Here is an 11,143-nt window from a genome sequence, read left to right as displayed (position 1 = left end):
ACCCCAACCCCAACCCCAACCCCAACCCCAACCCCAACCCCAACCCCAACCCCAACCCCAACCCCAACCCCAACCCCCGCCGCCTACAAGCCGAAGATCACCTATATCGCGGAACCTGCGGGCTATCCCACCGCCGCGGACTTCAGCAAAGCCGAAAGCGCGTTAGTCGCCCAATCGCAAGGGCGCATCGAGATCCTGCGCGACGCGCTGCGCGTGCTGCCCGATAGCGATGTCGATGCCGTCGTTCCCGGGCGTGCCGCCAATCCGTCGAACGTGAAGCGGGTCGAGTCGATCGTCAGCGAGCAGAAGTTCAACGAGCTGTTCCCGATAAGGAACATCGCCTACTCCTACCTGAACTTCCTGCGGGGCATCGCAAAGTTCCCCGCGTATTGCGGCGATTACAAGGACGGGCGTGATGCGAATGCAATCTGTCGAAAGCTGCTCGCCACATCGTTTGCGCACTTCGTTCAGGAAACCGGCGCGAACTGGCCATCGCTAACGCCGGCTCAGGCCAGATCCGGCTATCCGGATCACAACAATCCGGTGCTCGCGACGATGCCGCAGGATGCGGCGATCCCGACATGGCGGCAGGCGCTCTGGTATCTGCGCGAGTCCGGCTATGAGGAAGGCTCGGCGGTGGGCGCGTATCAGCAGTGCGCGCCGGGGTCGCATGCAACGAACTGGATCTTCTATGCGTGCGCGAAAAACAGCAAGGGTCAATATCTCGACTACTTCGGGCGCGGTGCCAAGCAACTGTCGTGGAACTATAACTTCGGTCCTTTTTCGCAGGCGCTCTATGGAGATCCGAACGTGCTGCTCGATAATCCGGGCCGCGTCGCCGACGCGTGGCTCAACTTCGCGTCCGCGGTGTGGTTCGCCGTCACGCCGCAGACGCCGAAGCCGCCGATGACGTGGGTCATCGACGGCACGTGGAAGCCCAACAATGTCGACCTCGCCAACAACATGAAGCCGGGCTTCGGCGCGACCGTATACATCATCAATGGCGGTATCGAATGCGGTGGTGGAGGCGCCGAGCGATCGCAGGTGCAGAACCGCATAGCGGCCTATAAGGAGATGGCGCGCGAACTCAATGTGACGATTCCCTCCGACGAGCCGCTCGGATGCGCGAATATGCGTGGCTTCGCCGAAGGATCGGCGGCCGCGACCCAAGCGTATCTGGACAAGGACTACTCATGGGCGAACGGCAAGCCAGTGACCGGCTGCAAGCTCGTCGATTATCAGATGCCCTTTTCGCTGATCACGCCGGGAGACTATAAGGCATGCACCGATTACTTCTTCAGAGGCAAGGTCGAATACAACGGTCAGATCGTGATCGACAACACGAAATGAATGCGCAGCGCGCATACGGACGCTAGCGCGTGTTGCGGTAGCGATTCGCGAGCAGCTTCACGCGCGAGACGTAGTCACGCGTCTCGGGATACGGCGGCACGTCGTGATAGCGGCCGACTGCGTTTTCGCCTGCGTTGTAGCCGGCCAGTGCTTCATCGAGATTGCCGTTGAAGCGCCCAAGCAGCCACGCCAGATACTGGACGCCGCCTCGAATGTTTTGCGAGGCATCGAACGCGTCGTGCACGCCGAAGCGGGCCGCGGTGGCCGGCATCAATTGCATCAGACCTCGGGCGCCCGCCACGGAAATCGCCTCGGGCTGGAAACCCGATTCCGCGTGTATCACCGCGCGCACGAGCGCTTGATCGACGCCGAAATCGAGCGCGGCGGCTTCGATTTCACGTTGATAAGCGTGCGTATTCAGTGCGAGCGATGCGATGTCGATGTCTCGCGTCGGCGCGCAGAGGAAGCATGTCGTCGAGAAATGCAATTGCACCAGCGGCACGCTTGATGGCAATGCGACCGGTTTGCTGCTCGAGTAGTAGTGGATGCCGTCTTCGATGTAGGAATACATGGTTGCCGGTGGTGTTGGTGGTGCATGAGCTGGTCTGGTTACCGGGGACGCGGTGCGAGCGCTGGAGGACTGCGCGATATAGAAATGCATCGGCACTGCATAAGACCGTATCGAACGACGCGCTGAATGCGGCACGGAAACCGCCGTCGCGCTAGCGGTGCGAGGCAAACCGTTGCCGCTGAAAGCGATGCTTGTTTTGCCATTGCCGTAAAGCGGCGCTCGGACCGCGCTTGTTCGATCGATAACGGTTTTCATCGAAGCGCATGTCGCTCCAGCTATCTGTTCCGTCGCATAACTAACGGTATCGTCGCTGCCATGGCACTTCAGCATCGCATGGCAAGGCGGCGTCGCGAGTAGTGCGAGTGGAAGCGTGCAGGCAAGAAGCGGCTTGTGTCCGGCGAGCCTGTTCTGTTCGGCGGCGAGTGAGCAGCACATACTGTCTCTTTGTGCTTTGCGTTGATTATCCGGAAGTCTCGTGCATGCATGCACGTAACAGGTTTGCTAGCGGCAAACGAACGTGCAAAACGGCTTGTGCGACGATCGGTGAATTGAATCTAGTGCAGATTCAAAGGCATCGCCAGTATCGATTGATGCCGATACGTTTCGACAGGCGGGGAGTTTATCGAAAATAAGGGTGGCTAATTAATTCACTCCACGCGCCAAGCGCAGCGAGCGGGCTTGGGTGCGCATCGCGCGCCACGATGAGTTCGTATTTGCAAAAGACGCGTACAAAAACAAAAAGCCCGGTCGAGACGACCGGGCTTTTTGCTTGATGCGGTTTTTGGTAGGCCGTACTGGATTCGAACCAGTGACCAACGGATTAAAAGTCCGCTGCTCTACCAGCTGAGCTAACGACCCCAAAAGAGAAGCGAGATTATAGCGATAGCCCTACGGCAGTGTCAAGGCTATAGAGGCCTATTCACGCCTGTCGATGCCATAGCGCAATGTGAGACCGGCCGCGCGAAGCCCGGTAAATCGACGCTGCCGCCGCTTGCCGCGGCGGCACGCCGGATTTGGCCGTCACACTACTTGATCTGCGAAAGCTTGCTTTGCGCAGATTGCGCGACATCCGAATTGCCGTATTGCGCGACGATCTGCTCGAGCGTCTTCTTCGCGGCGGCCTTCTGGCCCTGCTCGAGCTGGTTGTTCGCAATGGCGAGCAGCGCTTCGGGCGCGCGCGGGCTGTCCGGGTAGTTCTTCACGACCCCTTGCCAGATCGAGGTCGACCCTTTGTAGTCGCGCTGTGCGTACATCGCGTTGCCGAGCCAGTACTGTGCGGTCGGCTGATACGGGCTTTGCGGATACTTCGAGATGAAGCTGCGAAACGATGCAGCGGCACCCTTGAAGTCGCCGTTGCGAAACTGCTGCGACGCCGCGTTGAACGCGTCCGTTTCACCCGGCTGCACCATGCCCTGCACGCCGTCGACCGTTTGCTGCTGCGGCTCGAACTTCTTCAGCCGGCCGTCGAGGTCGGAGTAGTAGTCCTTCTGCTGCTTTTGCAAGATAGACAGCTGGTTCGTCAGATCTTCGTTCTGGCCGCGCAGCGTCGCGACCTGCTGGTTAAGCTGGTCGAGACGGTTCGACTGATCGAGGATCGTTCGCTGCGCGGCCGACAACTGGTTTGTCAGACTGTCGGTCTTCGTGCGCAGGTCGAGAATCGCCTGGCGGGCCTGGTCGTCGTCGAACAGGCCTGCATGCGCCGGCATGGCCGTGAAAGCCATGCCTGCCGCGCACGCTGCTGCGGCGAGCCGCAGCCGGGAGAAACGGTGTGTCATACGGCGCGTTACCCGTTACTGTTGGTAGACGAGATCGGCGCGGCGGTTTTGCGCCCACGAAGCTTCGTCATGACCGGTCGCAAGCGGCTTTTCCTTGCCGAGGCTCACGGCTTCCATTTGCTGATCGGGCACGCCCATCAGCGACATCGCGCGACGCACGGCTTCCGCACGCTTCTGACCCAGCGCGAGGTTGTACTCGCTCGTACCGCGCTCGTCGGTGTTGCCCTGGATCAGCACGTGACGCTGCGGATGCGACTTCAGATACTGCGCGTGTTGCTGCAGCAGCGGCTGGTATTCGTCCTTCACCGAGTAGCTGTCGAAATCGAAATACACGCTGCGCTTCGCGAGCGGGCTGTTCGGGTTGTTCAGTTCGTCGACGGTGACCGGGGCGACCGCGTTCGGATTCGGCTGGGCGTTGATGTTGCCCGCGGTCGTGCTCGTGGGCTTGGGCGTCGACGAGCAAGCTGCGAGCACGCCGACAACTGTCAGCGCGGCCAGGGTAAGACGCAATTTCGACTTCATGTTTTACTCTCCTTGTGTGTCATTGCATAAACGGGCCCCAGGACGGCTCGCGCACGCTGCCACCCTGAACGGACAGGACCTGCCGCGTCCGACCATCGGTCGATACAGCGGCCAACACGCCACGGCCGTTCACCTGAGTGGCGTAAAGGATGTACTGACCATTCGCCGCAAAACTCGGCGATTCGTCATGTGTTGTGTCGGTGAGCGCCGTCGCGACGCCCGACTGCAGATCCTGGATGTACAGCTTGAAACCGCCGCCGGTGCGCGAAATATACGCGAGTTGTTTGCCGTCGGGGCTCACGCGAGGGCTCGTGTTATAGCTGCCGGTGAAGGTCACGCGCTGCGCAGCGCCCGCGTTTTCGCCCGCGGCCGGCATTTTATAGATTTGCGGCTGACCGCCGCGGTCGCTCGTGAAGTAGATCGTCTGGCCGTCCGGAGAGAAATCGGGCTCAGTATCGATCGAGCTGCCTTGCGTCAGGCGGCGCAGACCGCTGCCGTCCGCATTGACGGCGAAGATCTGCGTGTTGCCGGTGCGCGAAAGGGCCAGTGCGAGCGTGCGGCCGTCCGGCGACCACGCCGGCGCGCTGTTGTTACCCTTCTGATCGGACACGATGATGCGGCGGCCGGTCGGCAGGTCGTGGATATAAACGATTGGCTTCTTCTTCTCGAACGACACGTACGCGACCTTCGTGCCGTCCGGCGACCATGCCGGCGAGATGATCGGCTCGGGGCTCGACAGCGCGATATGCGCGTCCTGCCCGTCCGAGTCGGAGATTTGCAGCTGGTAGCGGCTGCCGACCTTGATTACGTATGAAAGGCGCGTGGCGAAGACGCCGCGTGTGCCCATCAGCTTCGCGTAGATGTAGTCGGCTACCTTGTGCGCGCTCATGCGCAGACCGCTTTCCGGACTGACGAGTACGAGACCGCCGAGGTTTTCGCCCTTGACCGTGTCGTAGAGCTTGAAGCGCACTTCATACTGGCCGTCGGGGCGTTTGGTCACGCTGCCGGCGACGAACGCATCGGCACCCTTGGCCTTCCAGCTGCCGAGGTCGACCGTATCGCTCTCCGAAACCGGCGTGGACCCCGCGTCGATATTCGTGAACTTGCCGCTGCGTTGCAGATCCTGCCGTACGATCGTGCTGATCTGCTGTGGGGAACTGGTTTCGTTGGCAAAATTCGCGGTCGCGATCGGAAACTGCGTGGACCCGACGCCCGTCACGAGGACGTTCAGCTGTGCATGTGCCGCACCGCCTGCCGTAATCAGGCATGACGCCACCAGTGTTCGCAGGCCTAGCTTCGTCATCAAACTCATGCTTTATCGATTCCCCAAAGTACAAAAACCTTCACAACTGCAAACAGACACAAGCACGCAGAAATCGTTCCCGAAGGCTTGCCGGCCGTACCAGGCCTCGCTGACAGCTTTCAGCATGCCTTAAGGGCCGGGGCACGTCCGCGCATGTCGCGTCGCGTTCGGTCCACCGATACGTGCATGCGCCGCTTACCCCACATCAACCCGCCGGACGCAGCGTAATGGTAAAACTGGCCGGTGTCTTCCCATTTGTGTCTTGCGGCATCGGATCCGAACGCTGGACCGCGCGCAGCGCCGCGTCATCCCACTGCGAATTGCCGCTGCTGCGCGTGACGGTTGCCGACAGCAATGTCCCCGTCGGCGCGCAGCGCACCGAGACCACGGTCTCGAGCCCTTGCGTGTCGCCGGCCCAGACGATATTCGGCCGCACGCGCCGTTGCACTTTCTCCGCGTACCCGGGCGACGTGGCGTTGCCGCCCGCGCCGCTGCCCGTGCCGCTCTTCGCGAGGCCATTGCCGGTGGAGCCCTCGCCGCCCGCCATGCCTTGCAGTGCCGCGAGGCGCTGGCGGCGCTCTGCGTCGAGCTTCTTCGCCGCTTCGGCCTGGGCCGCTGCCTTCGCTTTCGCTGCCTTTTCCGCTTCGGCCTTTTTTTGCGCGTCGGCTTGCGCCTGTTGTTCCTTCTGTTGCTGCTCCTTCTGCTGCTCTTCCTGCTGTTGTTTTTTCAACTGATCCTGCTTCTGCTGCTCGGCCAGCTGTTGCTGCTTGAGCTTTTGCGCCTGCTGCTGTTGCTGCTGCTTCTTCAACGCCGCGGCCATCGCAGCCTGTTCGGCGGCGAGCTGCTGCTGACGCTTCGCTTCGGCTTCCTGTTGCGCCTGCAACTGCTGTTGCCGTTGCTGCTCGGCCAGCTGTGCTTCGCGCGCGGCCTCCTGCTGCTTGCGTTTCTTCTCCTGGAGCGCGATGTCCGCCTCCTCGTCCTGCACAAGCGGAGCGGGCGCGACCGGGGCGGGCGGGGGCGGAGCGACGCGAGGCGTCGACAGATCGGGCACCGACGTCCAGATTTCGGCTTCCGCGCCCGCGGGCGTGCTGTTTTGCCAATGGATGCCGTGATACAGAAAGAAACCGAGCAGCACGTGCATCAACGCCGCGAGCGCGAACGCGCGCCACGTGCCGCGCTCACGCGGCGGCTGCAACGGATAAGCGGATTTCTGGCGAATCATTGCGATTTGACGAGCAATCCAACGCGCTTGACGCCGCGCGCTTTCAGATCGGACATCACGTTCATCACGACCTCGTACTTCACGGTCTTGTCGGCGGCAATCACGACCGGCTGGTCGGGATGCGATTGCTCGCGGTCGGTGACGAAGCTGTTCAGGTCGGCCCGCGTCATGGTTTCCTGCTGCGTGGTGCCGGCGTCGTCCTTGTAACGCACGCTCATGTTGCCGTCGGCGCGGATATTCACGACCACGGGCGGCGTCTGCTGCTGCGGCGCGGCGCCGCCGACGGTGGGCAGATTGACGATCGACGGCGCGACGAGCGGCGCCGTCACCATGAAGATGACGAGCAGGACGAGCATCACGTCGATATACGGCACGACGTTGATGTCGGACATCGCGCGGCGCGAACGGCCGCCGCGCATGCTGGAACGGATCGATGAACCGGCCATCGTGGACTCCTTAGTGCGCCTGGCGCTGCAGGATATTCGAGAACTCTTCGATGAAGGTCTCGAAGCGGATCGCGAGGCGGTCGATATCGTGAGCGTAGCGGTTGTACGCGACCACGGCAGGAATCGCGGCGAACAGGCCGATTGCGGTGGCCGTCAGCGCTTCGGCGATGCCTGGCGCGACGTTCGCGAGGGTGGCCTGCTGCACGTTCGCGAGGCCGCGAAACGCATTCATGATGCCCCAGACGGTGCCGAAAAGACCAATGTAAGGGCTCACCGAGCCGACCGACGCGAGAAACGCGAGATTCGCTTCGAGCACGTCCATTTCACGCTGGAAAGCCGCCCGCATTGCGCGGCGCGCGCCATCGAGAATCGCGCCCGGATCGTTCAGGCGCTTTTCCTTGGCCTTCAGGAATTCACGCATGCCGGCTTCGAAAATGCGCTCGAGCGCACCGATCCGATGACGGTTGTTCGCGGCGCTCTGATACAGCGCCTGCAGGTCGCCGCCAGACCAGAAATCGCGCTCGAAGCGTTCGGTCTGGCCGCGTGCGCGGCGAATTGCGAACCACTTGCGGAAGATGAACGTCCAGGACATCAGAGACAGCAGCAGCAGGAGCGCCATCACTGCCTGGGCCAGCAGGCTCGCATTAAGAACGAGGGAAATGATCGATAGATCTTGTGTAGTGTTCATATAGGTTCGCTGTAACGTCCCGCTAGGGGCGTCCGGCTGAAAGGCGGATCGAAGCGTTCGGTGGGAGAACCGGAAGCTTCGGCGAACCCTTTCGCCGAACCATGCTTGGTCTTGTTCTGACCGTTACGAGTTCACTGGCCAGGTAACAACGGTGCTCACTCGTTAGCCGTTGACATGCCTGTCGTTGTATTGCTCGAGCCGGTGCTTGCGCCCGAACCGGGCGGCCCGCGCCGCAACGCGGCGAGGACGGCCGGCGCAATCGCGGCGGGCCGCAGCGCCGCTGCGTCGACGCAGCCGATGCGGATCGTGCCGGTGGCGAGCAGCGTATCCTCGCGCCACGCTTCCTGCACGAAATCGACCGTTGCGCGGCCGAGCCGTTCGATCCGGCTGACGATCGCGAGCGAGTCGTCGAGGCGCGCCGGCGACCGGTAGTCGAGTGCCGTGCTGCGGACGATGAAGAGCGTGCCGGTTTCGCTCGCGAGCCTGCCTTGTTCGATTCCGCAGGCGCGCAGCCATTCGGTGCGTGCGCGTTCGAAAAACTTCAGGTAGTTCACGTAAAACACGATGCCGCCGGCGTCCGTATCTTCGTAGTACACGCGAATCGGCCATGAGAAGCCGATTTCGGCGCCGGGCTGACTGCCAGAAGTTTTCATGCCGCGCATTTTACCGGAACCTGACAGGCTGCCTGCTTTTTTGGCACTTGTTTCATTCACTTTTCCCGCTCCGGGCGTGGTCAGCCGCGATGAACCGACAGGCCGGCGAACGACTGCGCAACCGGCATCAATTCGATCGAATTGATGTTCACATGCGCCGGGCGCGTGGCGACCCAGAAGATCGATTCGGCGATGTCTTCGGCCGTGAGCGGCTGCATGTCCTTATAGACGCCCGCAGCCTTCACGTCGTCGCCGCGAAACCGCACGTTCGAGAATTCGGTGCCGCCGCACAGGCCCGGCTGAATGTCGGTCACGCGCACCGCGGTGCCGGTCAGGTCCGCGCGCAGATTCAGGCTGAATTGCGCAACGAACGCCTTGGTCGCGCCGTACACATCGCCGCCGGCATACGGCCAGCTGCTTGCGACCGAACCCAGATTGATCACGTGGCCGCGGTTGCGCGCGACCATGCCCGGCAGCAACGCGCGCGTCACTTGCACGAGGCCTTTGCAGTTCGTATCGATCATCGTTTCCCAGTCGTCCAGATCGGCCCTGTGGGCCGGCTCGAGCCCGAGTGCGAGCCCCGCGTTGTTGACCAGCACGTCGACCGCGGCGAAGCCGTCGGGCAGTGCGCCCGACAGCGCCTGAACAGCCGCGCGGTCGCGCACGTCGAGCTGCAGCGGCAGCAGGTTCTCGCCGAGTTCGCGGGCGAGGGCATCGAGGCGGTCCTTGCGGCGCGCGGTCGCGACGACGCGATGGCCGCCTTTGACAAAAGCACGCGCGATGGCAGCGCCGAATCCGGCAGACGCCCCGGTGACAAAGACGATCATTCCAGTTTCCGGTGGGTTGAGAAAGGCGACAAGCCTACTTCCATTGCGGCGCCCGATCAACCGCGCCGCGACGGCCGGATCGGGCGGGCCGCCGGATCTCGTGCCGGGCGCCGCAAAGTGGGCGCAAGTAGCGAATTCGTCAGGCTTTTTTGCGTCGCTGCAGGCGCCGTGGGGCAGGTTGCCTATTCGATGCGCTTCCAATAAACTAACGCGCTCATCCCTGCGTGACTGGCGATAGAACCCTACGGGTTCAAGGTGGAACAACCCACCGTGAAGCGCGGGGCTCCGTTTTGCCGTTCGCCTGGGCAGCTGTGATCCGCGCGCAATTCTTCGTGCTGCCGGTCGCTGGCCTGCCTCGCGTGTGCGGCGCCTCTGCAGTCCGCATATCCAGGCTTCCAGTTTCCTGCCGCACCGCGCGTGAGCTTGCGCGCTTTGCGCACGCCTTTCGCGTGCCGCTTTGTATGCTGTCATGCGCAAGATCGAACGCATATGCACGTGCGGAATCACGGTCAACCGAACATTCTCAACGGAACGCACATGTTTGATAAAGCCCAAAGCACCATTGCGAACGTCGACCCGGAAGTCTGGCAGGCGATCGAGCAGGAAAACCGTCGCCAGGAAGAACACATCGAGCTGATTGCGTCGGAAAACTATACGAGCCCGGCCGTGATGGCCGCGCAAGGCTCGCAGCTCACGAACAAGTACGCGGAAGGGTATCCGGGCAAGCGCTATTACGGCGGTTGCGAGTATGTCGATATCGTCGAGCAGCTCGCGATCGACCGCGTCAAACAGCTGTTCGGCGCCGAGGCGGCGAATGTGCAGCCGAACTCGGGCTCGCAGGCGAATCAGGGTGTGTTCTTCGCCATGCTCAAGCCCGGCGACACGATCATGGGTATGAGCCTCGCGCATGGCGGCCACCTGACGCACGGCTCGCCCGTCAATATGTCGGGCAAGTGGTTCAACGTCGTGAGCTACGGGCTCGACGCGGCTGAAGACATCGATTACGAAGCGGCCGAGAAGCTTGCTCACGAACACAAGCCGAAGCTTATCGTCGCGGGCGCGTCTGCGTTCGCGCTGCGCATCGACTTCGAACGGCTTGCGAAAATCGCGAAGGCGGTCGGTGCCTATCTGATGGTCGACATGGCGCATTACGCAGGTCTCGTTGCCGCCGGCGTCTATCCGAACCCGGTGCCGCACGCCGACTTCGTCACCACCACGACGCACAAGAGCCTGCGGGGCCCGCGCGGCGGCGTGATCCTGATGAAGGCCGAGTATGAGAAGCCGATCAACTCGGCCATCTTCCCCGGCATCCAGGGCGGACCGCTGATGCACGTGATCGCCGCCAAGGCCGTGGCGTTCAAGGAAGCGTTGTCGCCGGAGTTCAAGGAGTATCAGCAGCGCGTGATCGAGAACGCACGCGTGCTTGCCGAAACGCTGGTGAAGCGCGGCCTGCGCATCGTCTCGGGGCGCACCGAGAGCCACGTGATGCTGGTCGATCTGCGTGCGAAGCACATCACCGGCAAGGCGGCCGAAGCGGCGCTCGGCGCCGCGCATATCACGGTGAACAAGAACGCGATTCCGAACGACCCGGAAAAGCCATTCGTGACGAGCGGCATTCGCCTCGGTTCGCCCGCCATGACGACGCGCGGCTTCGGCGTCAAGGAAGCCGAAGTGGTGGGTAACCTGATTGCCGACGTGCTCGACAATCCGGAAGACGCCGCCACCATCGAGCGCGTGCGAACGCAAGTCGCCGAGCTGACGAAGCGCTTCCCGGTCTATCGCTAGC

Annotated in this window: 11 protein-coding genes, 1 tRNA gene and 1 riboswitch; of the genes, 2 read left to right on the top strand and 10 right to left on the bottom strand. The window is 62.4% G+C overall.

The annotated features are described in order from the left end of the window. The coding region (locus tag QYH69_RS28360; protein ID WP_308835030.1) for a chitinase at nt 1-1,350 on the top strand (1,350 nt) is incomplete at its 5' end. A 22-nt stretch (nt 1,351-1,372) separates the two neighbouring features. On the opposite strand, the gene QYH69_RS28355 is transcribed toward QYH69_RS28360, so the two are convergent. The 10 genes from QYH69_RS28355 to ydfG form a co-directional block, all read right to left on the bottom strand. Beyond that, the gene (locus tag QYH69_RS28355) at nt 1,373-1,921 is read right to left on the bottom strand and encodes a lytic transglycosylase domain-containing protein (RefSeq protein WP_308835029.1); all 549 of its coding nucleotides are present in this window, start codon (nt 1,919-1,921) and stop codon (nt 1,373-1,375) included. A gap of 782 nt (nt 1,922-2,703) precedes the next feature. Next, a tRNA-Lys gene (locus QYH69_RS28350) sits at nt 2,704-2,779 on the bottom strand. A gap of 167 nt (nt 2,780-2,946) precedes the next feature. Further along, nucleotides 2,947-3,696, bottom strand: coding sequence for a tol-pal system protein YbgF (ybgF, locus tag QYH69_RS28345; protein WP_308835028.1), 750 nt, complete (start codon nt 3,694-3,696; stop codon nt 2,947-2,949). Between the two features lie 15 nt (nt 3,697-3,711). Then, a complete protein-coding gene (gene pal / locus QYH69_RS28340; protein WP_075158028.1) occupies nt 3,712-4,218 on the bottom strand; it encodes a peptidoglycan-associated lipoprotein Pal in 507 nt (168 codons plus the stop codon). 19 nt (nt 4,219-4,237) lie between these two features. Beyond that, nucleotides 4,238-5,530 carry a Tol-Pal system beta propeller repeat protein TolB gene (tolB, locus tag QYH69_RS28335; protein WP_308835027.1) on the bottom strand — a complete coding sequence of 431 codons (1,293 nt, stop codon included), beginning with the start codon at nt 5,528-5,530 and terminating at the stop codon, nt 4,238-4,240. A 196-nt stretch (nt 5,531-5,726) separates the two neighbouring features. Beyond that, nucleotides 5,727-6,743, bottom strand: a complete 1,017-nt coding sequence (gene tolA, locus QYH69_RS28330; RefSeq protein ID WP_308835026.1) for a cell envelope integrity protein TolA — start codon at nt 6,741-6,743, stop codon at nt 5,727-5,729. After that, complete coding sequence (tolR, locus tag QYH69_RS28325) at nt 6,740-7,189, bottom strand: protein TolR (RefSeq protein WP_075158025.1); 450 nt, start codon at nt 7,187-7,189, stop codon at nt 6,740-6,742. The genes tolA and tolR overlap by 4 nt, the downstream gene beginning before the upstream one ends. A 10-nt stretch (nt 7,190-7,199) precedes the next feature. After that, nucleotides 7,200-7,877: a protein TolQ gene (gene tolQ, locus QYH69_RS28320; protein ID WP_075158024.1), complete on the bottom strand. Its 678-nt coding sequence runs from the start codon at nt 7,875-7,877 to the stop codon at nt 7,200-7,202. A 155-nt stretch (nt 7,878-8,032) separates the two neighbouring features. Then, nucleotides 8,033-8,539, bottom strand: a complete 507-nt coding sequence (gene ybgC, locus QYH69_RS28315) for a tol-pal system-associated acyl-CoA thioesterase (RefSeq protein WP_308835025.1) — start codon at nt 8,537-8,539, stop codon at nt 8,033-8,035. Nucleotides 8,540-8,610: 71 nt separating this feature from the next. Further along, complete coding sequence (gene ydfG / locus QYH69_RS28310) at nt 8,611-9,357, bottom strand: bifunctional NADP-dependent 3-hydroxy acid dehydrogenase/3-hydroxypropionate dehydrogenase YdfG (RefSeq protein ID WP_308835024.1); 747 nt, start codon at nt 9,355-9,357, stop codon at nt 8,611-8,613. Between the two features lie 214 nt (nt 9,358-9,571). Beyond that, nucleotides 9,572-9,671, top strand: a riboswitch (ZMP/ZTP riboswitch). Between the two features lie 223 nt (nt 9,672-9,894). Here ydfG and glyA point away from each other — a divergent pair. Beyond that, nucleotides 9,895-11,142: a serine hydroxymethyltransferase gene (gene glyA / locus QYH69_RS28305; protein ID WP_308835023.1), complete on the top strand. Its 1,248-nt coding sequence runs from the start codon at nt 9,895-9,897 to the stop codon at nt 11,140-11,142. The last annotated feature ends 1 nt before the right edge of the window (nt 11,143 follow it).

This window comes from Paraburkholderia sp. SARCC-3016 (assembly GCF_031119615.1).
In the GTDB taxonomy this organism is placed as follows: Bacteria; Pseudomonadota; Gammaproteobacteria; order Burkholderiales; family Burkholderiaceae; genus Paraburkholderia.
This window is presented reverse-complemented; position numbering and strand designations above follow the sequence as displayed.

Bases quoted from the DNA above. Each gene is read 5' to 3' on its own strand.
- QYH69_RS28355 (WP_308835029.1), bottom strand. From the start codon at position 1,921: ATGTATTCCTACATCGAAGACGGCATCCACTACTACTCGAGCAGCAAA.
- ybgF (WP_308835028.1), bottom strand. From the start codon at position 3,696: ATGACACACCGTTTCTCCCGGCTGCGGCTCGCCGCAGCAGCGTGCGCG.
- pal (WP_075158028.1), bottom strand. From the start codon at position 4,218: ATGAAGTCGAAATTGCGTCTTACCCTGGCCGCGCTGACAGTTGTCGGC.
- tolB (WP_308835027.1), bottom strand. From the start codon at position 5,530: ATGAGTTTGATGACGAAGCTAGGCCTGCGAACACTGGTGGCGTCATGC.
- tolA (WP_308835026.1), bottom strand. From the start codon at position 6,743: ATGATTCGCCAGAAATCCGCTTATCCGTTGCAGCCGCCGCGTGAGCGC.
- tolR (WP_075158025.1), bottom strand. From the start codon at position 7,189: ATGGCCGGTTCATCGATCCGTTCCAGCATGCGCGGCGGCCGTTCGCGC.
- tolQ (WP_075158024.1), bottom strand. From the start codon at position 7,877: ATGAACACTACACAAGATCTATCGATCATTTCCCTCGTTCTTAATGCG.
- ybgC (WP_308835025.1), bottom strand. From the start codon at position 8,539: ATGCGCGGCATGAAAACTTCTGGCAGTCAGCCCGGCGCCGAAATCGGC.
- ydfG (WP_308835024.1), bottom strand. From the start codon at position 9,357: ATGATCGTCTTTGTCACCGGGGCGTCTGCCGGATTCGGCGCTGCCATC.
- glyA (WP_308835023.1), top strand. From the start codon at position 9,895: ATGTTTGATAAAGCCCAAAGCACCATTGCGAACGTCGACCCGGAAGTC.